Source organism: Ruegeria sp. BHSA123 (assembly GCF_059613425.1).
In genome coordinates this window covers 47,265-72,294 of the sequence record NZ_JBXWSL010000016.1, presented here as the reverse complement: position 1 = coordinate 72,294, position 25,030 = coordinate 47,265, and the positions used below count along the sequence as shown (strand labels likewise).

General features: G+C 58.3%; 27 protein-coding genes. 15 read left to right on the top strand and 12 right to left on the bottom strand.

The window, feature by feature from the left end:
• The 3 genes from AC2FNC_RS11040 to AC2FNC_RS11030 form a co-directional block, all read right to left on the bottom strand.
• Positions 1-426: peptidase U32 family protein (locus AC2FNC_RS11040; RefSeq protein WP_496715344.1), on the bottom strand; the 426-nt coding region annotated here is incomplete at its 3' end.
• A gap of 64 nt (positions 427-490) precedes the next feature.
• Complete coding sequence (locus AC2FNC_RS11035) at positions 491-829, bottom strand: hypothetical protein (RefSeq protein WP_480484160.1); 339 nt, start codon at positions 827-829, stop codon at positions 491-493.
• The gene (locus AC2FNC_RS11030) at positions 826-1,746 is read right to left on the bottom strand and encodes a DnaJ C-terminal domain-containing protein (protein ID WP_496715343.1); all 921 of its coding nucleotides are present in this window, start codon (positions 1,744-1,746) and stop codon (positions 826-828) included. The genes AC2FNC_RS11035 and AC2FNC_RS11030 overlap by 4 nt, the downstream gene beginning before the upstream one ends.
• 159 nt (positions 1,747-1,905) lie before the next feature.
• On the opposite strand from AC2FNC_RS11030, the gene AC2FNC_RS11025 reads away from it, so the two are divergent.
• Positions 1,906-2,289 carry a hypothetical protein gene (locus AC2FNC_RS11025; RefSeq protein ID WP_267363718.1) on the top strand — a complete coding sequence of 128 codons (384 nt, stop codon included), beginning with the start codon at positions 1,906-1,908 and terminating at the stop codon, positions 2,287-2,289.
• Here the strand turns inward: AC2FNC_RS11025 and AC2FNC_RS11020 are convergent, their stop codons facing one another.
• Entirely contained in the window at positions 2,290-3,390 is a 1,101-nt protein-coding gene (locus tag AC2FNC_RS11020; RefSeq protein WP_496715341.1) for a cystathionine gamma-lyase, read from the bottom strand.
• A gap of 3 nt (positions 3,391-3,393) precedes the next feature.
• On the bottom strand, positions 3,394-4,236 hold the full coding sequence (locus AC2FNC_RS11015) for an LOG family protein (protein ID WP_480484157.1): 843 nt from the start codon (positions 4,234-4,236) through the stop codon (positions 3,394-3,396).
• A 79-nt stretch (positions 4,237-4,315) separates the two neighbouring features.
• On the opposite strand from AC2FNC_RS11015, the gene AC2FNC_RS11010 reads away from it, so the two are divergent.
• The 3 genes from AC2FNC_RS11010 to dapD all read left to right on the top strand — a co-directional run bounded on the left by AC2FNC_RS11010 (position 4,316) and on the right by dapD (position 6,808).
• Entirely contained in the window at positions 4,316-5,227 is a 912-nt protein-coding gene (locus AC2FNC_RS11010) for a threonine/serine dehydratase (RefSeq protein ID WP_480554992.1), read from the top strand.
• 44 nt (positions 5,228-5,271) lie between these two features.
• Complete coding sequence (locus AC2FNC_RS11005) at positions 5,272-5,871, top strand: GntR family transcriptional regulator (protein ID WP_480517915.1); 600 nt, start codon at positions 5,272-5,274, stop codon at positions 5,869-5,871.
• Positions 5,872-5,980: 109 nt separating this feature from the next.
• Positions 5,981-6,808 (top strand): 2,3,4,5-tetrahydropyridine-2,6-dicarboxylate N-succinyltransferase, encoded by an 828-nt coding sequence (gene dapD / locus AC2FNC_RS11000; RefSeq protein WP_480474194.1) that lies wholly within the window; start codon positions 5,981-5,983, stop codon positions 6,806-6,808.
• 298 nt (positions 6,809-7,106) lie between these two features.
• On the opposite strand, the gene AC2FNC_RS10995 is transcribed toward dapD, so the two are convergent.
• Complete coding sequence (locus AC2FNC_RS10995) at positions 7,107-7,463, bottom strand: cupin domain-containing protein (protein WP_496715338.1); 357 nt, start codon at positions 7,461-7,463, stop codon at positions 7,107-7,109.
• 116 nt (positions 7,464-7,579) lie between these two features.
• Here AC2FNC_RS10995 and AC2FNC_RS10990 point away from each other — a divergent pair, with 116 nt between their 5' ends.
• The gene (locus tag AC2FNC_RS10990; RefSeq protein ID WP_480474192.1) at positions 7,580-7,924 is read left to right on the top strand and encodes a DUF8846 family protein; all 345 of its coding nucleotides are present in this window, start codon (positions 7,580-7,582) and stop codon (positions 7,922-7,924) included.
• Here AC2FNC_RS10990 and AC2FNC_RS10985 read toward each other — a convergent pair.
• The gene (locus AC2FNC_RS10985; protein WP_480554995.1) at positions 7,921-8,979 is read right to left on the bottom strand and encodes a transporter substrate-binding domain-containing protein; all 1,059 of its coding nucleotides are present in this window, start codon (positions 8,977-8,979) and stop codon (positions 7,921-7,923) included. The two genes, AC2FNC_RS10990 and AC2FNC_RS10985, sit on opposite strands and share 4 nt — an antisense overlap.
• A gap of 209 nt (positions 8,980-9,188) precedes the next feature.
• Here AC2FNC_RS10985 and dapE point away from each other — a divergent pair, with 209 nt between their 5' ends.
• Genes dapE through rnr form a run of 3 tightly spaced genes read left to right on the top strand, consistent with a single transcriptional unit; the run spans position 9,189 to position 13,213 of the window.
• Entirely contained in the window at positions 9,189-10,328 is a 1,140-nt protein-coding gene (gene dapE / locus AC2FNC_RS10980) for a succinyl-diaminopimelate desuccinylase (protein WP_480625265.1), read from the top strand.
• Positions 10,329-10,331: 3 nt separating this feature from the next.
• On the top strand, positions 10,332-10,907 hold the full coding sequence (locus tag AC2FNC_RS10975) for a TIGR04282 family arsenosugar biosynthesis glycosyltransferase (protein ID WP_480517911.1): 576 nt from the start codon (positions 10,332-10,334) through the stop codon (positions 10,905-10,907).
• Positions 10,908-10,954: 47 nt separating this feature from the next.
• The gene (gene rnr, locus AC2FNC_RS10970) at positions 10,955-13,213 is read left to right on the top strand and encodes a ribonuclease R (protein ID WP_496715335.1); all 2,259 of its coding nucleotides are present in this window, start codon (positions 10,955-10,957) and stop codon (positions 13,211-13,213) included.
• Here rnr and AC2FNC_RS10965 read toward each other — a convergent pair.
• Positions 13,204-13,590 carry a DUF1801 domain-containing protein gene (locus tag AC2FNC_RS10965; protein WP_480625263.1) on the bottom strand — a complete coding sequence of 129 codons (387 nt, stop codon included), beginning with the start codon at positions 13,588-13,590 and terminating at the stop codon, positions 13,204-13,206. The two genes, rnr and AC2FNC_RS10965, sit on opposite strands and share 10 nt — an antisense overlap.
• Positions 13,587-14,285, bottom strand: a complete 699-nt coding sequence (locus tag AC2FNC_RS10960; RefSeq protein ID WP_496715333.1) for a glutathione S-transferase family protein — start codon at positions 14,283-14,285, stop codon at positions 13,587-13,589. Before AC2FNC_RS10960 ends, AC2FNC_RS10965 begins: the two co-directional genes overlap by 4 nt.
• Before the next feature lie 84 nt (positions 14,286-14,369).
• On the opposite strand from AC2FNC_RS10960, the gene AC2FNC_RS10955 reads away from it, so the two are divergent.
• Positions 14,370-15,083 (top strand): helix-turn-helix transcriptional regulator, encoded by a 714-nt coding sequence (locus AC2FNC_RS10955; RefSeq protein WP_480484146.1) that lies wholly within the window; start codon positions 14,370-14,372, stop codon positions 15,081-15,083.
• 62 nt (positions 15,084-15,145) lie between these two features.
• The gene (locus AC2FNC_RS10950; protein WP_496715332.1) at positions 15,146-16,462 is read left to right on the top strand and encodes a lytic murein transglycosylase; all 1,317 of its coding nucleotides are present in this window, start codon (positions 15,146-15,148) and stop codon (positions 16,460-16,462) included.
• A 52-nt stretch (positions 16,463-16,514) separates the two neighbouring features.
• Here the strand turns inward: AC2FNC_RS10950 and AC2FNC_RS10945 are convergent, their stop codons facing one another.
• Both AC2FNC_RS10945 and AC2FNC_RS10940 read right to left on the bottom strand, forming a co-directional pair.
• A complete protein-coding gene (locus AC2FNC_RS10945) occupies positions 16,515-17,912 on the bottom strand; it encodes an aspartate aminotransferase family protein (RefSeq protein ID WP_480517901.1) in 1,398 nt (465 codons plus the stop codon).
• 77 nt (positions 17,913-17,989) lie between these two features.
• Positions 17,990-18,673, bottom strand: coding sequence for a GntR family transcriptional regulator (locus AC2FNC_RS10940; protein ID WP_480474182.1), 684 nt, complete (start codon positions 18,671-18,673; stop codon positions 17,990-17,992).
• A 140-nt stretch (positions 18,674-18,813) separates the two neighbouring features.
• On the opposite strand from AC2FNC_RS10940, the gene AC2FNC_RS10935 reads away from it, so the two are divergent.
• The 5 genes from AC2FNC_RS10935 (at position 18,814) to AC2FNC_RS10915 (ending at position 24,102) form a co-directional block, all read left to right on the top strand.
• Positions 18,814-19,899, top strand: coding sequence for a polyamine ABC transporter substrate-binding protein (locus tag AC2FNC_RS10935; protein WP_480474181.1), 1,086 nt, complete (start codon positions 18,814-18,816; stop codon positions 19,897-19,899).
• A 69-nt stretch (positions 19,900-19,968) separates the two neighbouring features.
• Positions 19,969-21,096, top strand: coding sequence for an ABC transporter ATP-binding protein (locus tag AC2FNC_RS10930; protein ID WP_480474180.1), 1,128 nt, complete (start codon positions 19,969-19,971; stop codon positions 21,094-21,096).
• Complete coding sequence (locus tag AC2FNC_RS10925; protein WP_480517899.1) at positions 21,096-21,986, top strand: ABC transporter permease subunit; 891 nt, start codon at positions 21,096-21,098, stop codon at positions 21,984-21,986. Before AC2FNC_RS10930 ends, AC2FNC_RS10925 begins: the two co-directional genes overlap by 1 nt.
• A complete protein-coding gene (locus tag AC2FNC_RS10920) occupies positions 21,983-22,801 on the top strand; it encodes an ABC transporter permease (RefSeq protein WP_480474178.1) in 819 nt (272 codons plus the stop codon). The genes AC2FNC_RS10925 and AC2FNC_RS10920 overlap by 4 nt, the downstream gene beginning before the upstream one ends.
• A complete protein-coding gene (locus tag AC2FNC_RS10915; RefSeq protein WP_480484140.1) occupies positions 22,798-24,102 on the top strand; it encodes an NAD(P)/FAD-dependent oxidoreductase in 1,305 nt (434 codons plus the stop codon). The genes AC2FNC_RS10920 and AC2FNC_RS10915 overlap by 4 nt, the downstream gene beginning before the upstream one ends.
• On the opposite strand, the gene AC2FNC_RS10910 is transcribed toward AC2FNC_RS10915, so the two are convergent.
• Positions 24,095-24,982 carry a phosphotransferase gene (locus AC2FNC_RS10910; protein ID WP_496715329.1) on the bottom strand — a complete coding sequence of 296 codons (888 nt, stop codon included), beginning with the start codon at positions 24,980-24,982 and terminating at the stop codon, positions 24,095-24,097. The genes AC2FNC_RS10915 and AC2FNC_RS10910 overlap by 8 nt on opposite strands.
• Positions 24,983-25,030 lie beyond the last annotated feature (48 nt).

Sequence of the window (25,030 nt, the reverse complement as noted above, 5' to 3'; positions counted from 1 at the left end):
CGCCAGAACCACCAGCTCGGCCCCCTGATCCTGCCAGAACTTCACCGACAACCACGAACAGATATTGGCCTGGGTCGAGATATGCAGCGGCAGTTCGGGCGCGCGCTCGCGGACGTATTGGAATACGCCCGGATCGGCGATGATCAACCCGTCGGGCTGCACCTTGCGCACCGTGTCGATGTATTCGTCCAGTTTCGGGATGTCTTTGTTATGCGAGAACAGGTTCAGTGTCAGGTAGGCGCGCCGGCCATGGTTGTGGCAGAACTCGACCCCTTCAATTACCTCGTCCAGCGAAAACTCGGACTTGGTGCGCAGCGACATATCCGGCGTGCCCAGATACACGGCGTCTGCCCCATAGAGGATGGCGAGTTTAAGTTTGCGCAGATTGCCCGCAGGCATCAGCAACTCGGATCTGGGCTGGGTCATGGAAGCTACCTGACAAAGGATCAAGGCGGCCTTCTACGCCATAATCATTGCGCCCAAAACCCTGTTATCTGCGACGGAACCGCGCTGTGCCGATAACTTCGATCAGTTGTTGGCGCACCGGCTCGGGTTGCGCCTCGACTGCGTTCAGAACCTCACGCAGTTCGGCGCGCAGCCCATGCATCTGATCAATCAGCGAGATCATCATCGACAGCGCATCGGCCTCCATGTCGTATTGCTCGTGCAACTCGCAAGCCAGTTCCAGCCGGGCAACGTCGATACTGTGATAGACCAGCCCCTGCTCCGATTGTTCAGGGATCACGATCTCGGCCGCAAGATATTCGGTCAGGCGGTCAGAGGTCAGGCGCGAGACGGTTTCGATCAGTTCCTTTTCGGTCAGGGTCATGACGACATTCCTTTCCGTGGATCATAGCGGTGCGTTTCGCGCCAAGTCTCCATGAACTGCCTGAGGTCATCATCGATCTTGTCGGGCAGCGAGACAGTCAATTCGATCAGTTGGTCGCCGCGCTGGGATGAGCCGCGTTTCTTCACCCCCTTGCCGCGCAGGCGAAGGGTTTTACCGCTGCTGGTGCCCGCCGGAACATTGACGTTTACACCGCCATCGATTGTGGGGGCGGCGACTTTGCCGCCCAGAATGGCCTCATCTATGCTGATCGGCAGCGTGATATGGATGTCGTCGCCCTGACGGTCAAACACCGGATGTTTGGCGACCGTGACGGTCACCAACGCATCCCCCGGAGGGCCTTCGCCATAACCCGGAGCACCCTTGCCGCGCAGACGGATGGTTTGACCCTCGGTTATACCGGCGGGGATCTTGACCTCGATCCGGTTACCGTCTGGTAGGGTCAGTTTCTGGCTGGCGCCAAACACGGCATCCAGAAAGCTGATCTGAAGGGAATAGTTCAGGTTATGCCCTGGCGCATGAAATTCATGTCTTTGCTGGCCGCCAAATCCACCGCGGCCGCGCATGAATTCGGCAAAGATGTCCGACATGTCGTCCGGGTCCGCCTGACGCCCGCGATAGGGGTTTCCAGCGGCCTCGGCATAGTCCCGGTAATAGTGTTGTTGCGGGCGTTCCTGACCCGATGCGTCGATTTCGCCATTGTCGAAGCGGGCGCGGGTTTCAGGATCTTTCAACACGTCATACGCGGCGGCGGCGGCCTTGAATTTAGCCTCGGCCTTGGCATCGCCGGGTTTCAGGTCCGGGTGGCATTCCTTGGCAATACGCCTGTAGGCTTTCTTGATTTCGTCGGCGCTGGCGTCTTTCGGGACGCCAAGGACGGAATAGGGATCGTCGCTCATCTCACACTCGCGGGTCAGGGCAGGTCTGATCTTGATGAATGTGTTCTACCACGTGTTTTCAACGGGTCAAAAGGAAGAGGCGATTGAATTGTCTCGAAAAAACTCAGAAGCCTGCTAATATCTTCATATTTCTGATTGTAGATTGACGGAGGCCATCCCATGTCGCGCAGAATCAAATCCGCTTTGGCCCTGCTGGCCGGCAATGCCATCGGGCTGTTGCTGGCTTCGCTGATACTGTCCGGTTTCGCGATCAAACCGATCTCTTTTATCGTGGTTGTGATCGTTTTCACTGTCGTTCAGGTGATCGCCGAGCCCTTGATACTGAAGCTTGGCGAAAAGAAAGCGCCAGCGTTGAAAGGCGGGATTGCCCTGGTTGTGACATTTGTGGGCCTGCTGGTGACCGACCTCATCGCGTCGGGGCTGACCGTTGGTGGTATCTCGAACCTACTGGCGGCGACGCTGCTTGTCTGGCTGGGGGCGCTGATCGCCAGCGTGGTGCTGCCGATCTACGTTTTCAAGGACCTGCGTGCCGCGAAGAAGTAATCACAGCGCGTTCAGGCTGGCCTCGATCGCCTGCCACAGTTCGTCCACCGGTTCGCATCCAACGGACAGGCGGATGAAGGCCGGGTCGACCATATCACCCCATCGCGCGCGGCGTTCGGCCGAGCTGTGAACACCTCCGAAGGATGTGGCGGGGCGCAAAAGCGGGCAGGTGTTGATGAAGGCTTCGGCCTTGTCTTCGCTCTCCAAAGTCAAGGATAGCAGAAATCCGAACCGTGCCGTTTGTGCCTGCGCCAGTGCGTGCGATGGATCATTGGCCAGCCCGGGATAGCGGACCTGTTTGACCGCTGGGTGAACTGCCAACCGTTCTGCTATTACCTGAGCCGAATTGCACATCCGGTCGAACCGGACATCCAGCGTTTCCAACCCGCGATGCAGCAACCATGCCTCATGCGGTCCGGGGATCGAGCCGGAGACCTTCCGCCATTCCTCGACCCGTTCCATGATGTCACTGTTGCGGCTGGCCACATGGCCCATCAGCATGTCGGAATGCCCGCCCATCGCTTTGGTGTCGGACGACACGACCACGTCGATGTCCAAATCCAACGGACGCTGACCCAACGGCGTCATCGTCGTATTGTCGGCAATCGTCACCCCGCCAGCAGACCGCACCTGTTCGGCTGTGGCTTTCAGGTCAATCATGTCCAGACCGGGGTTCGAAGGGCTTTCGACGAACACAACGTCAAACCCGTCAAAACCACCTGCGGCAAACGCAGTGGTCGGGCGCTCTTCAACTGTCACGCCAAGACGCGAAAGGAACCGGTCGGCCAGCAGACGGGTGACATAGTACCCGTCCGAAGGAATCAGAAGGCGCGACCCGGCTTGCACCGTTGCAAAAAGAGCCGCAGAAATTGCGGCCATCCCTGAAGGAAAACTGAGGCAAGGCGCGTCTTCCAGATGGGACAAAACATGCTCAAGATGTACCCAGGTGGGGTTATCGACACGGCCATAGGTCGGGTGACCGTCCGGCACGCCCGGCAGATGGAACATGCTGCTTTGCGTCAGTGGAAGGGCGACGGGTTCGCCTTTTGACAACGCGTTGCCACGTAGGTGGAGCATTTCGCCTGTCTTTGGGGGTTTCATCGCTCAGCGCCCCGGAATTTCGTCGCGGGGCGGGGCGGGTTCCCAGTTCTCGATGATCTCGGCCGCCTCCTGCGCGGTATCGACAAAGCGGAACAGGTCCAAATCCTCCTCCGAGATCGTACCGGCATCCGCCAGTGCGTCCCAGTTGATAACCTTCTCCCAGAACGCGCGGCCAAACAGCAGGAATGGCACGCGATCCATTCTGCCGGTCTGGATCAGGGTCAGGGATTCGAACAGTTCATCCAGCGTCCCAAACCCACCGGGAAAGATGGTGATGGCGCGGGCGCGCATCAGGAAGTGCATTTTGCGGATCGCAAAATAGTGGAAATTAAAGCTGAGCTCTGGCGTCACGAAACTGTTTGGCGCCTGTTCGTGCGGAAGCACGATGTTCAGCCCGATCGAGCACCCGCCCGCTTCGTGTGCACCGCGATTGCCAGCTTCCATCACACCGGGGCCGCCGCCAGTGACGATCACATTCTCGCGGCAGCCGGTTTCTTTTGATTTTACGGTCATCAGCCGGGCAAACTCGCGCGCCTCATCATAATATTTCGACAGGCTGGCCAGAGTCTCTGTCCGCGCGGTGTGCTTTTGCGAGGGTTCGGGAATGCGGGCGCCGCCGAACATTACGATGGTCGACGCGATCTCACGCTCGGTCATGATCATTTCGGGTTTCAGCAACTCAAGCTGCAAGCGTACAGGGCGCAGCTCGTCCCGGCACAGAAACTCGTCATCCGCGAAAGCCAGACGGTAGGCCGGAGAGCGTGTTTGCGGTGTGTCCGGAACCTCTTTCGCGGTCGAGCGGTCGGTCTGCGCATCGCGAAACGGACTGTGACGGTCTTCTCTCATCGGTGATCGATCCCTGCTTGCGTGTTTGACAAACAGCTATAGGGTTCGCGGGCAGAGTGCCAGTCACGGAAAGACGAGAATGAATTGGAAAAGTGAAATATCGGCAGCACGGGACCGCATCGCGGGATATGCGCAAGTGACCCCGGTTATGGAAAGCAACATTCCCGGCTATCCGGTTGAGCTGAAACTCGAGCACATGCAGCATACTGGCAGTTTCAAGGCGCGGGGTGCGTTCAATACGCTGCTCAGCTCGGATGTGCCGCCCGCGGGTGTGGTCGCCGCATCCGGTGGTAATCATGGTGCGGCGGCGGCTTATGCAGCGCAGACGCTGGGTTATCCTGCAAAGATATTTGTGCCGGAACTGGCAGGCCCTTCCAAGATCGCACTGATCCGGCAAACCGGCGCCGACCTGAGCGTTGTTTCCGGTGAATACGCGAACGCGCTGACCGCAGCGCAGGAGCATGAGGCGACGACGGGGGCAATGCAGATCCATGCTTATGACGCCCCGGCCACGGTGGCTGGGCAAGGAACCTGTTTTGCGGAATGGGACGCCCAGGGCTTGCAGGCGGATACGGTACTGGTCGCTGTTGGTGGCGGCGGGCTGATCGCCGGGGCGCTGGCCTGGTTCGGTGGCGCGCGCAAGGTTGTGGCGGTCGAGCCGGAAACGTCCTGCGCGTTGAATGCAGCGTTGCGCGCTGGTGAGCCGGTTGATGTTTCCGTGTCGGGCATCGCCGCAAACGCGCTGGGCGCGCGGCGGATCGGCGAAATTTGTTTTGAATTGGCACAGGGTATGAGTTCGGTTCTGGTGTCAGACGATGCCATCGCGGCGGCACAGCAAGCGCTTTGGCGCGCGCATCGCATTCTGGTAGAGCCTGCGGGCGCGACCGCATTGGCCGCCTTGACCTCGGGTGCGTATCGACCTGAACCGGGTGAGCGCGTGGCCGTTCTGGTTTGTGGTGCAAATATCGCGCCGGACCCGTTCGCTGAGTGAATTATCGGGTTGTGGATGTGGATGGTGGATTTTATCTATAATCCATGACTGCAATGATCTCCGACACGATTTACCAAAGCCTTAGCCAGCGGATCATCACCGGAGAGCTGGCGGCCGGTGAAAAGCTGCGGCAGGACCATATTGCCCGAACCTTCGATACCAGCCATGTTCCGGTGCGCGAAGCCTTGTTGCGGCTTGAGGCGCATGGGTTGGCCCGGCATGAACCGCGCAAGGGAATGCGTGTTACAGCGTTAGACCCGGCAGAGGTTCGGGAGGTGATCGAAATGCGTGTGGCCTTAGAAACGCTGGCGTTGCAGCAATCGATACAAAACATGTCTCCGGTCGCGTTGGAAAAGATCGAGAACGCACGCATCGCCTGTGACGAGGCGCAGTCGATGCCGCAATGGGAGGCCCTCAACAGAACGTTCCATCGCGCCATCCTGACACCTTGCGGGCTGCCTCGGCTTTTGCACGCAATTGACGATCTGCATATCGCAAGCGCACGCCATCTGTTCGCGCAATGGCGGTTGAAATGGGTGCAGCGGGCTGACACGGATCATGCGGCCATTGCGCGAGCGTTGAAGCGCAAGGAAATGGCCACAGCAACGGCGATCCTGACCCGCCATATCCGGCGCGCAAGCTGATGACCCTGAGCCTCAGACGCAATTGGGCTCGTCTACGTCGCATTGCGCCATGGGTCGGGCTTGCGTATAGGCCAAATCAACGTGAACAGATTCTGTAGGGAGACACCCCATGTCCAACGCGCAACTGGAAGCCGCCATCGAAACCGCCTGGGAGGCACGCGAGACCATCACGCCCGCCACCACAGGCGAGCAGCGCGAGGCGATCGAGGATACGCTGAATGCGCTGGACAGTGGCTCGTTGCGCGTGGCGGAAAAGCTGGAATCCGGTGACTGGCACGTAAACCAATGGGCCAAAAAGGCGGTTCTGCTGGGCTTCCGTATCAAGGACATGGAAATCCAGCCGGGCGGTCCGCAGGACGGCGGCTGGTGGGACAAGGTGGACAGCAAGTTCGCCGGTTGGGGTGAAAACCAGTGGCGGTCTGCCGGGTTCCGCGCGGTTCCAAACTGCGTTGTCCGCAAATCCGCTTACATCGCACCGGGCGTGGTGCTTATGCCGTCTTTCGTGAACCTTGGGGCCTATGTTGACGAAGGCACGATGGTTGATACCTGGGCCACCGTCGGATCCTGCGCACAGATCGGCAAGAATGTGCACCTGTCGGGCGGCGTTGGTATCGGCGGAGTGCTTGAGCCGATGCAGGCTGGCCCGACCATCATTGAAGACAATTGCTTTATCGGCGCGCGCTCGGAAGTGGTGGAGGGATGTATCGTCCGCGAAGGCTCGGTTCTGGGGATGGGCGTGTTCATTGGTAAGTCCACCAAGATCGTGGATCGCGAAACCGGAGAAGTCATGTATGGCGAGGTTCCGCCCTATTCGGTTGTGGTCGCGGGTTCCATGCCGTCGAAGAACAACGTCAGCCTCTATTGCGCTGTGATCGTGAAGCGGGTTGACGAAAAGACCCGCTCGAAAACGGGCATCAACGAATTGCTGCGGGACTGATCGTTCTGATTAACGCGCAAGGCCGGGGCATAACTGCTCCGGCCTATTTGTTTTTTGGGTCAAGCCGACTGAACCAGATACGAAGTTCGTGGCCGCGATCAGCTTTGAAGTGCTGCTTAGCGGTTCTCACCCTGCATGGCTTCGACTTCAGTGCTTCCTGTGTTTACTTCAGCACTTTCGGTTTCGCTGCCGCCTTCGGATTCACCGTTGCCTTCGGTTTCACCATCGCCGCCGGATTCAACTCAACAGCTTTTCGGGCCGGAGGTCTTCAATCAATGAGGGAGGCCGAGACTCGCGTTCACTGAGTCTCTCGCCCAGCTAATCCCTTGATCGGATACCGGTCCGGTTCCTCGAAAACATCGATAACCCGTGTGCCAGCCTTGATTTTGCCGCCATGTTCCACGCCTGACGGGATCGAATAACTGTCGCCAGAGCGGTAGGTTAGGGTCTGCCCGTCGATGGTCAATTCAACCTCACCCTCAACCACTGTGCCCCATTGGGCTTTGTGAGAATGTAAGGGCAATTCGAAATCATGAAGAAAAGTAAAGAACGCCACCAACCCTGCATCCGACCGGATCACGGCCGTTTGCACCACGTCGCCAGGGAACGGTACGTCGAGGCTGGGAAATCTCGTTATGAAATCTGGGTAGGGCATGAAGGCGTCCTTTGGTATCCGGGATCGGTGTATTCTGGGTACTATGGGCGCAAGGCGGGGCTCCTGCAATTGTTGGCTGCTTGACCGCGAACCGGCGCGGGGCTATGGCCCGGTGCATGGAGAAGCAAAAGAAACCCTCACGTCAGCAAGTCTATACCCTTCTGGTCCAGATTGGCCGCAAGGAGGGCGACGGCCTGCCTGATGGGGCGACCGGCGCGGCACTGATGTGTTATGCCAGCGGCGTGGATGAGGCCGAGGCCGTGCGTGAGACGGTTGCGATCCTGAAGCAGGCAGACACCGCACCGCTGGATGTTACCGGATATGGCACATTGGCCGAGCGTGAAGCGCAAGGCCACGATATCGAGCCGGACGAACGTGCGCTGATGCAAAGAGCATTGGATGAAAACGCAGTGATCGTCGCGCAGATGACACCGTTTTTCGAAGACGAAGCACAAGCTTAGTTTCGCGACCCGAACCACTTGCGATAGATTTCGTCATAGGTTCCGTCTTCGCGCAGGCCGAGCAATGCCTGGTTAACATCCTCGACCAGCGGTGATCCGGTCGGAAATGCGATGCCGTAATTCTCGCGCAGGAAGACGCCACCTGTCATCGATGCAATCCGCCGCCCTTCATGAGCTGCGAAGTAGGACAGGATCGGCGCGTCGAACACGACGGCATTCAGTTCTTCGGCTTTGAAGGCGTCCAGCATCTCGTTCAGTCCGGGGTAGCCAGTGAATTCGATCTCGCGCCGGTTCAGAAAGCTCGCCGCTGTAGACCCCGAGATTGTCCCGACATTCTTGCCGTAAAGGTCGTTCACCGAATTCACGCTGCCGGTAATCGCGTCCACCGTCATGACCGAGGTGATGCGGGCGGTAAACACCGACACGATGAACAAGGATGACACCACCAGGGTAACCCCCAGCATACGACCGAACGGTGTTCGCGGCATTCGTTCTTCGAACCCGCCATTCACAACCAAATTGAGTGCCCACCAGAACGATGGGAACCACGCCTCGTTAAGGTTGCGGTCGAAATAGGGTTGGGCACGGCGTTCAAAGCTCCACATCAGCATGCCGCCACCGAGTAGAATGGCAAAGGCCAGCCCGATAGCGATGAAAAGTTCTTTCGATAGCAGAGCCTGCAAAATCGAAGGTTTTCGTACCGCGTCCGAGGGCACCATGATCTGAAGACCCGCTTCAAAGATCGGCTGAGAAAAGTCCATTTGCGTTTCGCGCAGGGCGGTGATCGAGATATTGGCGATGGCAAGGTCTGCAGATCCGCTCTGCACGGCACCCAACATGTCAGAAAACGCGTCGACGCGGTTGACCGTGTAGTCCCAGTTCAGAGCCTCGGCCAGGGCCGCCAGCAAATCCATAGAGAAACCGGTTTCGTCGCCATCCTCGACATAGGAAAATGGCGGGCGGGTCACGGTTGTGACCGAAAGGGACTGTGCCAGGCTTTGCTGTGCGATGACGGCGAAAGTCAGGCAGATCAGTGCGAAGAAGGCGCGCTTCATATTCAATTCACCTGTTTCGCGGCCCTGTAACGCGAATTTGTGGCGGGCGGCAAGGTGGTCGCAGGGTAAATTTCCATGTTTTATTGGGGTGCCGCTTTGACATCTACATATTCGGATGACCGTTTTTTTACGGATTGGGGTTGGAAAACCGGCCAAATCGTTGAATCTGTGCGCGAACCCGCGTCAGACACAGTTTCAGAGGTCCCCGCATGACTGATCCCGTCCAATTGACAGCCGAACTGATCCGTTGCCCTTCGGTCACACCTTCAGAGGGCGGAGCACTTGTTTTGCTTGAGACAGTGCTGTCGGAGGCAGGTTTCGAATGCTCGCGTGTCGATCGCGGCGGCATCAGTAACCTGTTCGCGCGTTGGGGGCAGAAAGGTCATGCGCGTAGTTTCGGATTTAACGGTCACACAGACGTCGTCCCTGTCGGCGACGAAGCTGCCTGGACTGCGCCGCCCTTCGGGGCCGAAGTGCGGGATGGGGTGATGTATGGGCGCGGTACTACCGATATGAAATCCGGTGTTGCGGCTTTTGCGGCTGCCGCAGTGGATTTCGTGCGTGACACCCCGCCGGATGGGGCAATTGTCCTGACGATTACCGGTGATGAGGAAGGCGATGCGTTGGACGGCACCACTGCGCTTCTCGATTACATGGAAGGCGCCGGAGAGCGTATGTCGGTCTGTCTGGTGGGTGAGCCAACATGCCCGAACAAAATGGGCGAGATGATCAAGATCGGCCGTCGGGGCTCAATGACTGCATGTTTTAAGATTACAGGTGTTCAGGGACATTCGGCTTATCCCCATCGGGCCAAAAACCCTCTGCCCGCCATGGCGCGGCTGATGGATCGGCTTGCCAGCCATGAACTGGATCAGGGCACGGACCATTTCGACGCCTCAACACTGGCTGTTGTCACTATCGACACCGGAAACGCCGCAACCAACGTGATCCCGTCGCAATGCAGCGGCGCGGTCAATATCCGCTTTAACGATCTGCATTCCGGGGCCAGCCTGAGTGACTGGCTGCAATCAGAGGCGGATCAGGTGGCAGCCCAATACGGTGTCGACATCGGTGTCACGATCAGCATATCGGGTGAAAGTTTTCTGACCCCACCAGGGCCTTTGTCGGATCTGGTGGCCAAAGCGGTCGAAACCGAAACCGGCGTTACGCCTGAACTGTCGACAACCGGCGGCACCTCGGATGCGCGCTTTGTCAAAGACCATTGTCCGGTGGTGGAGTTCGGCTTGGTCGGGCGCACGATGCATCAGGTGGACGAGTGCGTTGAGGTTGCGCAGATCAAGCAACTCAAATCGATCTATACCCGTATCCTGACGGATTATTTCGCCTGATCCATGCAGCGCACATTGGTGATCATGGTCAAGGAACCTCGACCGGGCCGTGTCAAGACGCGGCTGGGGCGTGATATCGGCATGGTTGGTGCCGCGTGGTGGTTTCGGCACCAGACCCGCGCTTTGATCCGAAAGCTGCGTGACCCTCGCTGGCAGATCGTGCTGGCCGTGTCGCCCGATGCAGAAGGTCTTGCAAGCCGTATCTGGCCCGTTGATCTGCCGCGCGCGCCGCAGGGGTCCGGCGATCTGGGGGACCGGATGAGACGGATGTTGCGCGGAATGCCCAAGGGGCCGGTTTGCCTGATCGGAGCGGATATTCCGGGTATTTCGCGTGCACATATAGCCCGCGCTTTTGGTGCGCTTAGGCGAACCCAGATGGTGTTCGGCCCCGCGCCGGATGGCGGCTATTGGCTGGTCGGTGCGCAGCGCTATGGCGCGCTGCCCGCAGGTCTGTTCCACGATGTGCGCTGGTCCACAGAACATGCATTGGCCGACACACTTGCCTCAATCCCAAACTGCCGTGTGACCCTGCTGGACCAGCTGCGCGATGTGGATACGGTCGCTGATCTGAAGCCCTGAGATTTTTTGGTCATGACGCGGTCGCAAACGCGTGCTACGCCGGAAGCATGACTCGCATCCCCACCAAGCAGGAGGTCCTTGACTGGATCTCGGCGAACCCCACCCTGACCTCGAAACGCGATATCGCCAAAGCCTTTGGCATCAAGGGCGCGGATCGTATTGACCTCAAGCGCATCCTCAAAGAGCTTGAGGCCGAAGGGCATCTTGAAAAACGCAAACGCAGCTATCGCGATCCGGACCGTCTTCCACCTGTCAGTGTCTTGCAGGTGAAAGAGCCGAATGCCGATGGTGATCTGTTCGCCCGACCACTGGAATGGCATGGCGAAGGGGTCGAGCCCATCGTTCTCATCATCGCGCGGGCCAGCGACCCGGCCCTGGGTGAGGGTGACCGCATTCTGGCCCGCCTGACCGTCGTGCACGAGGAAGATCACAATTACGAAGCCCGTCTGATCCGCCGGATCGGAACCAACCCGCGCAAGATCGTGGGCATATTCCGTAAAGGGGCCGAAGGGGGCAGAATCGTCCCTATCGACAAGGCCGGCCAGACCGAATGGCTGGTTGCCGATGGCGCGGTGCATGGTGCCAAAGACGGCGAATTGGTCGAGGCCGAACAGGCCGGGCCAAAAAATCGCATGGGCCTGCCACGCGCCCGCATTGTTGAACGGTTGGGTGATCCGACCGCGCCCAAGGCTGTTTCGCTGATCGCGATCCATCAGCACGGTATCCCGGATGACTTTCCCGACAAGGTCATAGCCGAAGCAGACAATGCCAAACCCGTTGGCCTGAAGGGCCGCGAGGACCTGCGGGACATGCCGCTGCTGACCATCGACCCCTCGGATGCGCGTGATCGTGATGATGCCTGCTACGCGCACGCGGATGACGACCCGAAGAATCCCGGCGGACATGTGATCTGGGTCGCTATCGCCGATGTTGCTGCTTATGTGCTGCCCGGCTCGGCCCTGGACCGCGAGGCGCGCAAGCGGGGCAATTCAAGTTATTTCCCTGACCGAGTGGTCCCGATGCTGCCTGATCGGCTGTCGGGTGATCTGTGTTCCCTGCATGAAGGCGTCCCGCGTGCCTGTATCGCTGTGCGGATGCAGATTGACGCGGACGGTAACAAGATTGGTCATCGTTTCGTGCGGGGGTTGATGCGTTCGGTCGCGTCGCTGAACTATGCCGAAGTGCAGGAGGCCATCGACGGCAACCCGAACGACCGCACCGGGCCATTGGTGGAGACGGTCTTGAAATCGCTTTATGCCGCCTATGCCGCGCTGAAGAAAGCGCGGGCTGTGCGACAGCCGCTGGAACTGGACCTGCCCGAGCGTAAGATCGTGCTCAGCGAAACGGGTCATGTTGAAAGCGTGGCGTTCCGTGACCGGTTGGATGCGCATCGGTTGATCGAAGAGTTCATGATCCTCGCCAATGTCTCGGCTGCGGAGACACTGATCGCCAAGCGCCGTCCGCTGCTGTTCCGCGTGCACGAGGAACCCGCGCCCGAGAAACTGGAAAGCCTGCGGGAAACGGCGCAGGCTGCCGGATTGAACCTCGCCAAGGGGCAGGTGCTGCAAACCCGCCACCTGAATGCGCTGCTGAACGCCGCCGCCGGGACCGAGGATGCGGAACTGATCAACCTGACCACTCTGCGGTCAATGGCACAGGCATATTACAACCCAGAAAACTTCGGCCATTTCGGGCTGGCGCTGCGGAACTACGCGCATTTCACCTCTCCTATCCGGCGCTATGCCGATCTGGTCGTGCATCGGGCGCTGATCTCGGCCCACGGTTGGGGCACGGACGGTTTGACAGAAGACGAGATTACCCGGCTCGAAGAAACGGCCACTCATATCTCGGATACTGAACGCCGATCCATGATGGCTGAACGGGACACGACTGACCGCTATCTGGCCGCGTATCTGAGCGAGCGGGTCGGCAATGAATTCACGGGCCGGATCAGCGGCATTGCCCGGTTTGGTGCTTTTGTCAAAATGGACGAAACCGGTGCGGATGGCTTGGTTCCGGTGCGATCACTTGGGCGCGAGTTTTTCCATTTCGACCGCGAGGCCGGGACACTTATGGGGGCGGACACGGGGCTGACTATCGCCATTGGTCAACGTGTCACCGTTCGACTGACCGAAGCGACACCAGTGACCGGCGGGTTGGAGCTGGAGCTGCTGTCCATTGACGACCAGGCCCTGCCGCGCGGACAGGGGCCAAAAGGGCGATCATCCCGGCGCAAAGCGATCAGCACCAAGCGCAAGAAAGACAAGATCAAGCGCAAGGTCGAACGCAAACGCCGTCAGAGGTGATAGGTCAACGCCCGGGCAATCAGCCTTCCGTGGCGTGTTGGATCGATTTGTGTAGTGTCATCAAACAGAACGGCACGGTTCCCATCTATCTGATCCTCGCCCGGAAAGGCGGATGTGAAATCGCTTATCAACCGGGTTTGGCAGTGCACAAACAAGGCGAAACTTGCCGACTTGTGCGCGCCCAGCCGGATCGTTGACCCCTTGGGCGCAAGATAGGCGGGCTGACCCCACCGCAGCTCCTCTTGCACCGTGGGGGCGGCAGGCAGAGAGGCTGCCGTGTCAAACACAAGCGCCCGCAAGGCCAGAGCCCCCGCACGGGTTTGCGGGGGCAGGGCTTCAAAGGCCGAAGCGACCAAAGGGTTTTCAAAGGGTTTCATGCAATTGGTATCGCCTGTTCCAACCGATCCACGTAGCTGTTTAGCAGGTTATCCTGTTTGATCCGGCGGGTCAGGGGGGTGTCCGCAGGTGTGGCGCGCATTGCGGCAAGCATTGGACCAACGCTCATGTCCGCAGATGTCGGCCGGTCCCCAAGCAGGAAAGAGGATTGCCACAGATAGGCCGAGATCGCCTCGAGGTCACGTTCGATCCGGTCCAGCCGTTCGGACAGCGAAAACCGCCCGATTCCCTGCGACGTGATCCCCTTCAGAACGGATTTCCGGATCGCATTGGATGCGGGTTTTCGGATCAACGCCGGAATTCCGGTAAAGAACGTATCTCGCAAGATCGGCCAGACTTGGTCATTGCCCCAGCGATCCAGAACGATGTGAAAATACAGATGCTCTTCGGCCATGCGCACCAGGGCGCGGGACTGCGCCTTTTCGACATCCGTCAACCCTTTGTCGAATTCCGCGCCCTGCTGTTCCAACCAATCGCGGATCAGGTCGCTGTCCGGGACTAGGCGTTCCGGCGTCCGCAAAACGGGCAGCTTCTGGTGGGGCATCTTGCGGGGGTCAAGCATGTCCGAGCGCTGCCAGGTCTGGCCGGACTGCTGAAGCATCAATGCTGTCTTGACACAGAAGGGGCTGGCACTGAACAGGCCGAAGGCAGAGGGGAAGGTGAGAAGGGTCAGCATTATAAGGCTCCGTGTTATGGGGTGCTGACTGAGTATCGGGACCTAATGACAGTTTCTGTCATTAGGGATAAGCTATAATACATCATGTCCCGCACCGCCCGTTTGTTCCAACTGATGCAAGCCCTGCGTTCTGGCCCTTCGCCCAGAACATCCGAACAGTTGGCGCAGGATTTGGGTGTTTCGGCCCGAACAATTCATCGGGATATTGATGCATTGCGCGGACTGGGTGCCGTGATCGATGGCGAAGCGGGGTTTGGCTTTACGCTGATCGAGGACGCAACCCTGCCCCCATTGGGGTTCACTGATGATGAGCTTGAAGCGTTGGTTCTGGGCCTGCGCGAAGTTCAGGTGATTGGCGATCCGGCTTTGTCGGGCGCAGCGGGCACGGCCCTGCGGAAACTTCAGGGACGCTTGCCGCAACGCCAGTCCCACCGGCTCAGCCATGCGGTTCTGGCTGCTACGCGGTTCAACCGCCCGCCTGAACCCACGATTGACGTGGCCACTCTGCGGCAGGCGACGTGGGATGAGCGCGCGGTTGAGTTTTTCTATACGGACGCGAAAGGCGATGCTACGCACAGGCGCGTCAACCCGTTGAGCATCGTCTATCTGGATCACTCGAACGTGTTGTTGGGCTGGTGCCACCTGCGACAGGATTTTCGCGTTTTCCGGTTGGATCGCTTGCAGGACATGTCAGTGACGGAACAAAGTTTCAGGCCGAACCGCGTGCCCCTGCTGCGCGAAGCATTGGAACGCATTCGGGCAGAGCGTGCCGCGCAGGAGCGTGAGGCGAACGTCTGAGCTCTTTGTGAATTTCCGATTTTGCGCTACCCTGTGGCCGAGCAGTAATCAGGAAAAACGGAATGCGAAAATGCGTAGGCGGCGTCATGACCGTCGCATTGTGGGCATCCATAGTGCAGGCGGAAACAACAGAGAACACCAGATGGGCAGACAGCGGGATATCGCGCGATGCGTTGCAACTGGCTTCGGCGGATGTGACCGTTTCGATCCGTCCGGTCCCGCGCCCGTTGACTGAGGCCTTGCCCGTGGCTTCTGCGACAACGGCACGGTTTCAGACCTGGCTTGGCGCGTTTCAGGGCCGCGCGCGGCGGCAGGGCATTTCGCAGGGAACACTGACTCAGGTGTTTTCGGGCATGAGCTATGACGCAGATGTCCTGGAACGGGATCGCAATCAGGCGGAGTTTTCGAAACCCATCTGGGAGTATCTTGAGACCGCAGTTTCGGAAACGCGCCTGTCGAATGGGCGCGCCGCCCTGCAGCGGCATCGGCAGGTGTTGAACCGGATCGAGGCTGAATACGGCGTTGAAAAAGAGGTGGTCACAGCCATCTGGGGACTTGAAACCTCTTTCGGGTCTTATCGCGGCAGCAGTCCAACGCTTCGTTCATTGGCGACGCTAGCCTTTGATGCGCGGCGGGCACAATTCTTTGAAACGCAGTTGGTCGCTGCCCTGCGGATTGTGCAGGCTGGTGATATCAGTGCCGGCAACATGCTTGGCAGTTGGGCGGGCGCAATGGGGCATACGCAATTCATGCCCACGTCATATCTGGATCACGCGGTAGACTTCGACGGTGATGGCAGGCGCGACATCTGGTCGGATGACCCGACGGATGCGCTGGCTTCGGCGGCGTCTTATCTGGCGCGGCATGGTTGGACGAAGGGTCAGCCGTGGGGCGTGGAGGTGCGTCTGCCCACGGATTTCGATTACGCCTCAGCCCGTCGTGATTTTACGCTGATGCCGTCCGAATGGGCTGCAAGGGGTGTCGTGGCGCGGGATGGCACTGTCGTGCCGGATCATGGGAAGGCCGCGATCCTGCTTCCGGCTGGAAGTCAGGGCGTCGCGCTGATGATTTTTGACAATTTCAACGTGATCGAGGCGTATAACGGGGCCGATGCCTATGTGATCGGCATCGGGTATCTGTCCGACCGGCTTGCGGGGGGCGCACCGTTTCAATCTGACTGGCCGCGCGGCGATCGGGTGCTGAGCTTTGCCGAGAAAAAGGAACTTCAGACACGTCTGACGGATGCGGGCTTTGACACAAAGGGTGTCGACGGGCGCACTGGGCCAAATACTATCAACGCGGTTCGAGCGTATCAACTGGCGCAAGGGTTGGTCCCGGACGGATACCCCACGCCAAACCTGCTGGAGCGGTTGCGATGACAAAAAAAGGCGGCCCATATGGACCGCCTTTTAAGATGCATAAATCGCTGAGTTAGGATGCGGCTTTCATCAGCCCCTGCGCAATGATCTCGGCCTGTGCTTCGTCCAGCGACTTGTAGATCCGCACGAACATCTCGTCGATATCCGCAGGCGTCAGGATCAGCGGGGGTGAGATGATCATCCGGTCGCCGACATGGCGCATGATCAGGTTATTGGCAAAGCACCGATCACGGCAGATATAGCCGACCGTGCCGGGTTCGGATGCGAATTTGGCGCGGTTTGCTTTGTCCGGGGTCAGCGCGATAGATGCCATCATGCCAACGATCTTAGCCTCACCCACCAGCGGATGATCTGCCAGTGCTTCCCATTTCTCTTTCAGATAGGGGGCGGCAACGTCGCGCACATGCTCAACGATCTTCTCTTCTTCGAGGATGCGCAGGTTCTCCAATGCCACGGCAGCCGCGACCGGGTGGCCGGAATAGGTATAGCCATGGTTGAATTCGGTACCGCCGATTACTTCGGCGATTTCGTCGTTCACGATGGACCCGCCGATGGGCGCATAGCCCGAGCTAAGGCCCTTGGCGATGGTCATGATATGCGGTTTGATGCCAACGGTTTCAGAGCCGAACCAGTTGCCTGTCCGGCCAAATCCGCAGATGACCTCGTCAGCTATCAGCAAGATATCGTACTTGTCGCAGATACGCTGAATTTCCGGCCAGTATGTATCGGGCGCGACAATCACACCGCCTGCACCCTGAACCGGCTCGGCGATAAAGGCGGCTACCCGGTCTTCGCCCAACTCCTCAATCGCCTCTTCCAGCTCGCGCGCGCGGGCCAGACCGAATTCTTCGGGCGACATGTCGCCGCCTTCGGCCCACCAGTTGGGTTGGTTGATGTGGTGGATGTTCGGGATCGGAATGCCACCCTGTGCGTGCATCCCGGCCATACCACCCAGCGAGGCCGAGCCCACGGATGAGCCGTGATAGGCGTTCTTTCGGCTGATGATAATGTTCTTGTCAGGCTGGCCCTTCTGGGCCCAGTAGGTGCGCACGAGGCGGATATTGGTATCGTTTGCCTCGGACCCGCCTGCTGCGAAAAAGACATGGTTCAGGTCGCCCGGAGCCAGTTCGGCAATCTTGGCAGCCAAAGCAATCGCCGGGACGTGGGTCGTTTTGAAGAAGGTGTTGTAATAGGGCAGCTCGCGCATCTGGCGCGCGGCAACATCAGCCAGCTCATCACGCCCGTACCCGATATTGACGCACCACAGGCCCGCCATCGCGTCCAGAATTTCTTCGCCTTCGCTGTCAGTCAGATAAACGCCAGTGGCACGTGTGATCACGCGCGCTCCTTCCTTCCCCAGCGCACCATTGGCCGAGAAGGGGTGAATGTGATGCGCCGCATCCAGCGCCTGCAATTCGGCGGTCGGCATATGGTTGGTGATGGTAGACATCGGAGAATCTCCTTCAAGAACGCAGTTGGCGAACACAATATGATCAAATTTTTTCGTGTCAATCGAATCAGGCTGAATCAGACGGACGTCAATGCTTCCGCCATCAGGTCCATGCCTTGTTCGATGTCCTGGGCGGTTGCCTTTGCGGTCATTTCAGCGTCACCGACGCGCAATGCGGCAATAATGTCCTTGTGCCGATCCGGAAGGCTCTGTGTGCCGAAGCGCCCGCAGACAACACGCAATGAGGGGCCAAACCGCAACCAAAGTCTTTCAGCCAGGTCACTGAGGATCGGCGCGTTTGCGTAAGAATACAGCGTTTCGTGAAAAGCCTGGTTCAAACGCAGATAGCCACCGACATCTCCATCGGCGATCATGCGATCCAAATGCCTGTCCAGGCGTTCCAAGTGATCAATGTCCTGCGTTTTCAGGTTGGCGGTTGCACGTCTGGAAAGCTCTGATTCTATTGAAATTCTGGCGAAGATCATCTCTTCAATATCGTTGGAGTTCAGCAACGGTACACTGACGCGCCGATTGCCCTGGAAAACCAACCCTCCATCCGAGATCAACCGGCGAATCGCTTCGCGGACCGGAGTCATCCCAACACCCAGCGAATCAGTCAGACCCTGGATTGTGACGGGCTGACCTGGGACCAGTTCACCGAACAGAATCTGTGATCTGAGTGTTTGGTAAACCTGCTCATGCGCGGGTTGTTTGCCCCCTTCGGTCGACGGCGCATATGCCTTATTTTTGATCAAATCCAATTGGTTCTTCCTATTTCGACTAAGCCTGACTTGTCAGGTGACTGGCCACGTGAAACCATACGCTGGATCGAGGGAAAACGCAAAACTTGATCAAATCCAAAAAAACGGGAAAATACCCGTACACTTGCAGGGAGAAGAATATGACAATCAAAACGCTGACCATGACAGCGGTCATCGCATTGGGGACTTCGGCGGCATTTGCCGAAGAGGTGCGTGTTTACAACTGGTCCGACTACATCGACGAAGAACTGCTGAGCAAGTTCGAAGCAGAAACAGGTCTGACCCTGATCTATGACGTGTTCGACAGCAACGAGGTTCTGGAAACCAAGATGCTGGCCGGTGGCTCGGGCTATGATGTGGTTGTACCGTCAGGTACATTCCTTCAGCGCCAGATCCAGGCCGGCGCGTTTCAGCAGCTGGACCAAAGCAAGCTTTCGAACGCCGGAAACCTTTGGGATGTAATCGAAGAGCGAACTGCCGGTTATGACCCGGACAACGCGTATTCGATCAACTATATGTGGGGAACAACCGGGATCGGCGTGAATGTCGGTAAGGTCAAAGAGGTTCTGGGCGACGACATTGCCCTGAACAGCATGGACTTGGTCCTGAAACCCGAGAACATGGAAAAGCTGGCCACTTGCGGTGTGCATTTCCTGGATGCCCCGGCCGAGATCATTCCCATGGTGCTGCAATACCTTGGAGAAAACCCTGACAGCCACGACGCGGACGTGATCGGCAAGACCGAAGCGGTTCTGACAGCAGTCCGCCCGCATATCCAGAAATTCCACAGCTCGGAATATATCAATGCGCTGGCAAATGGCGACATCTGCGTTGCTGTTGGCTGGTCGGGTGACATCCTTCAGGCACGCGACCGTGCCGCAGAGGCAGATAACGGGGTGGAGATCGAGTATCACCCCTTCGCCGAAGGGTCACTGATGTGGTTCGACCAGATGGCAATTCCTGTCGATGCTCCAAATCCCGAAGGCGCACACACGTTCCTTAACTTCATTCTGGACGCCAACAACATGGCGGCGGCATCGAACTATGTGTATTACGCCAACGGCAACAAAGCGTCTCAGGAATTTCTGGAAGAGGACGTGATCGGCGATCCGGCCATCTACCCGGATGATGCCACGATGCAGAACCTGTACATCACGACACCTTATCCGGCGAAAACGCAGCGGGTCGTGACGCGTCTGTGGACCAAGGTCAAATCGGGCACCTGATCCGAATTGCACCGGCAGGGCGGCGCCGCCGCCTTGCCTCTCTTTTCAGCTATTCGAACGAGGGCCGTAGTGAATTCTGACGTCTTTGCGCCATGGGATGACCCGCAGGCGAAACCCTTGATCCAGTTCCGAAACGTGACCAAGCGTTTTGGTGAATTTACTGCCATCGACAACCTGTCTCTGGATATCTTCGAGCGAGAGTTCTTTGCCCTGCTTGGTCCGTCTGGATGTGGCAAAACGACGATGATGCGGATGCTGGCCGGGTTCGAAACACCGACCGAAGGCCAAATCCTGCTTGGAGGGAAGGATATCGACCCAATCCCGCCCAATAAGCGTGCCGTAAACATGATGTTCCAGTCCTATGCCCTTTTTCCGCATCTTAGCGTCTGGGAAAACATCGCCTTTGGCCTGCGCCGGGACAGAATGCCCAAACATGATCTGGAAGACCGGGTCGAAGAAATGCTGCGCCTGACCCGGCTTGAACAGTTCGCCCGCCGTAAACCGCATCAGATTTCGGGTGGGCAGAGGCAGCGTGTGGCGCTGGCGCGCTCGCTTGCCAAGGCACCCAAGCTTTTGCTGCTGGATGAACCGCTGGGCGCACTGGACAAGAAATTGCGCCAGGATACCCAATTCGAACTGATGGATATTCAGGAAAAAACCGGCACCACATTCGTGATCGTTACGCACGATCAGGAAGAGGCCATGACAGTCGCCAGCCGTGTGGCGGTGATGGATCAGGGTCAGCTTATGCAGGTTGCCACTCCGGACCGGATTTACGAAAATCCTGCCTCGGTCTATGTCGCTGATTTCATCGGGGACGTGAACATCATAGAAGGGCGCGCGACATCTGTCGGAGAGGATACCTATCAGGTAGACTGGGCTGAAGGGCAAGCGCCGCTGACCGCAGCGTCAGCGAAGAACTTTGAAAACAGTCAGTTGTGCCATCTGGCGATCCGCCCGGAAAAAGTGACAATCTCGGCTGAGCGTCCGGCGGATGCAGTGAATGCGGTGCAAGGCAAGGTTCATGACATCGCGTATCTGGGCAATCTGTCCACTTATCACGTTGAACTTGCAAACGGCACAATCATCAAGGCGCAGACGGCCAATACCCGCCGCATCTCGCGCCGTTCATTCACCTGGGAAGACCCGGTCTGGCTGTCCTGGACGGCCACCGCTGCGGTTCTGCTGGTCGACTGATGCGCCGTGCTGTTCTGATCGCCATACCTTATGTCTGGCTGTTGGCGCTGTTCATGGTGCCATTCTTCATCGTTCTGAAGATTTCGCTGTCGGATACCGCGCTTGCGATCCCGCCCTATACACCGACACTGGATTTTTCAGCTGGTTGGTCGGGGATCAAAGAGTTCTTCAGCCAGCTTGATCTTGAAAACTTCATCTGGCTGACCGAGGACGACCTGTACTGGAAAGCGTATCTGTCCAGCGTCAAGATCGCTTTGATCTCAACCTTCCTGACTTTGCTGGTTGGTTACCCCATCGCCTATGGCATGGCCCGTGCGCCCGAGGAATGGCGCCCAACGCTGATGATGCTGGTGATCCTGCCTTTCTGGACGTCATTCCTGATCCGGGTTTATGCTTGGATGGGCATTCTGTCGAATGAAGGGTACCTTAATCAACTGCTTCTGTGGACGGGTATCATTTCGACGCCTTTGACGATCCTGAACACCTCGACTGCCGTCTATATCGGTATTGTTTACACCTATCTCCCGTTCATGATCCTACCGATTTATTCGTCATTGGAACGTATGGATGGTTCGCTGATCGAGGCGGCCGAGGATTTGGGCTGCTCGAGGGCACAAGCCTTCTGGCTGGTCACCGTTCCACTGTCCAGACCGGGCATCATCGCAGGTTGTTTTCTGGTGATGATCCCCGTGATCGGCGAGTTTGTGATCCCGTCACTACTGGGAGGGTCCGGTACGCTGATGATCGGCAAGGTGTTGTGGGAAGAGTTTTTCTCGAACCGAGACTGGCCCGTGGCAAGTGCTGTCGCGATCGTGCTGTTGCTTATTCTGGTCGTTCCCATCGTGCTGTTCCAGCGCAACCAGCAGAAACAGGCGGAGGCTGACGGATGAACAGATTAAGCTGGTTCAATACGGTTTCGCTGACGCTGGGTTTTGCGTTCCTGTATATTCCGATGATCATCCTGATCATCTTCAGCTTTAACGAAAGCAAGCTGGTCACGGTTTGGGCCGGGTTTTCGACCAAATGGTATGGCGAACTGGTTCAGAACGAGGCATTTCTGGATGCCGCATGGGTCACGGTCCGGGTTGCGGTGTTTTCTTCGACATTGGCAACCATTCTGGGGACTGCGGCCGCTTATGTGCTTGTCAGGGGCAAGCGGTTCTTTGGTCGGACACTGTTTTCCGGCATGATCTACGCACCGCTTGTGATGCCCGAGGTGATCACCGGCCTGTCGCTGCTGTTGCTCTTTATCGGGATCGGGCTGGACCGGGGTATCCTGACCATCGTTCTGGCTCACACAACATTTTCGATGTGTTTTGTGTCGGTTGTCGTCTCGTCACGGCTTGTGACATTCGACAAATCGCTGGAAGAAGCCGCTCTGGATCTGGGTTGTTCACCCGCGCAGGCCTTTGGTCTGGTCACCCTACCGATTATCGCGCCCGCGGTAATCTCGGGCTGGCTGCTGGCTTTCACATTGTCGCTGGATGATCTGGTTATAGCGTCGTTCACATCGGGCCCGTCGGCGACGACCCTGCCGATCAAGATCTTTTCGGCCGTGCGGCTGGGCGTCAGCCCCGAGATAAACGCGCTGTCGACGATTATGATCGCGGTCGTGACGGTTGGGGTGATCACGGCCTCACTTGTGACCAAACGCGCGATGATGCGCCAACGGCAGGACGAGCAGGCCGCTGCGCGCACCGAATGAAACGGATATTTCCCGAATACACCTATGGCGCAGGTCCTCGTGGTGGTTGCTGGTGGGACGAAACCATTGCAAACCCGAACTGGCCAGAGCTTCAGGGCGATCTGAACGTTGATGTTGCCATCGTCGGTGGCGGCTTTACAGGGGTCTCAGCGGCTTTGCATCTGGCCGAAAACGCGACCTCGGTAGCTGTGTTCGAGGCAGGCCCGCCGGGGTGGGGCGCATCAGGTCGCAATGGCGGTTTCTGCTGTCTTGGCGGATCGAAGCTTGGGCAAAAGTCTATGGTGCGCCGCTATGGCCGCGAAGCGGCGCAAGCCTATGAGACGGCTGAACAGGATGCGGTCCAGCTTGTTGCCGATCTGCTGGCGCGGCATCGGATTGACGCCGATACGCATTCCAACGGTGAGACTCAACTGGCCCATTCGCGGCATGCGATGGATGTCCTGCGCCGATACGCGGACGAGACCGGCATTCTGCACCAAGCCGCTGAATTACCAGCGCTCGGTATGGGTGGTGCATTTTTTGGTGGGTATACTCTGCCGGTTGGCTTCGGGCTCAATCCCCGGAAATACCTGTTCGGGCTGGCAAGCGCTGCGGCAGCTTCGGGAGCGAATTTCTTCCAGAACAGCCCCGTTCTGAACATTGAAAAAACGACGTCCGGCTTCAGGCTGCAAACAAGCGCGGGGCAGGTTAACGCACAGGTCGTGCTGATTTGTACCAACGGGTATTCCAGCGAAGACATCCCCGATTGGATGTCCGGACGCTATTTGCCTGCGCAATCGACGGTTATGGTAACACGCCCACTTAGCCAGGCAGAACTATTGGCGCAGGGCTGGAACTCGGACCAGATATGTTACGACACGCGCAATCTTCTGCACTATTTTCGCCTGATGCCGGATGGGCGCTTTTTGTTCGGAATGAGAGGCGGCTTGTTGTCGTCGCCCCGGTCCGAGGCCGCGATCCGGGCAAAGGTTCAACAGGATTTCAAACGCATGTTCCCGGCCTGGGCAGCGGTTGAGGCGACTCATATCTGGTCGGGGATGGTGTGCCTTTCGCGAAGCCTGATGCCTTATGTCGGTGCCGTGCCCAAGCAGCCAGGCATGTTTGCCGGATTTGCGTATCATGGCAACGGCGTCGCTATGGGGACTTACAGCGGGCGCGCATTGGCGCGGCTGGCATTGGGCAAAGAGGCCCACTTGCCAGCCCCGATGAGGCAAACTCCTGAACGGTTTCCGATGGGCCGCTGGCGTCGCGCATTGATGCCACCGGCATACGCCCTCTTTGCGCTTTCCGACCTCAGGTAAACTCAATTGGTTTCAGGATTTCGATTTCCAGTTTCAACCCTTCGGAATAGTCGGGTGCACCGTTTTCTGCGCGCCACAGGCAATAAGCGGCCATGCGCCAAGCATACCATGGCTTGAGCCGTTGATAACGGGCAACAATCTCGGGTCTGCGATAGGCGGACAGAAACTGAACTTCTTCCGCGTCCGACAATGGTGAGCCCCGGTACAACCTTTGCATTGCCGGGGACAGAAACAGCGCAAGGTCTTCGCACGGGTCGCCAAAGGCCGGGCATTGCCAGTCGATCAAGGTCAGGCCGCGGGACGCGACCAGAATATTTCCAGCGACCGGGTCGCCATGGATCAGGCAAGTCTTGGTCGTGGGGGGGACGGATATCGAAGGTTGCAGTTTTGCCAGTTCGTTTCGGGTATCTGACCTGCACCCTTGCAGAACTCTGTGCCCATGGGCCATCAGGTCCGCGCTGCCGTTACACCCGGCGGGCGCTGGAATGGTGTTGGGCAGCGAGTGCAACCTGCGCAGCAGTTCACCAACCTTGTCCGACCCATTCCGCCAAGGTGTTCCGGGTGCGTGGTCGTAAAACACCCAATGCGCGTTCCTGTGCTGTCCTGCGGCGCGAAGCCTTGGTACAAATCCGGTCGGACCAAGCGCCTTGAGGCAGAGGGCTTCCAGCTTTGCATCATTTCGAAACAGGGGGTTGCGTAAGGTCGGGCTGTAGAGCTTCAGTACTTTGTCGCCGTTGTCCCCCAGCACTTTCCACACCCTGTTGGTCCGACCACCATACAGGATTTCGAACTGCGCGTACATGTTGACCAACCCCATAGTGCTGAGGTGTTCAACCAGATCATGAGGGGGGGCAGGCAGGTCGGGCAGAGGTCTTTTCACTTCTTCTGGCGAGTCGAGTTGCCAACCTTTGGCCCGTACTGCCTGACA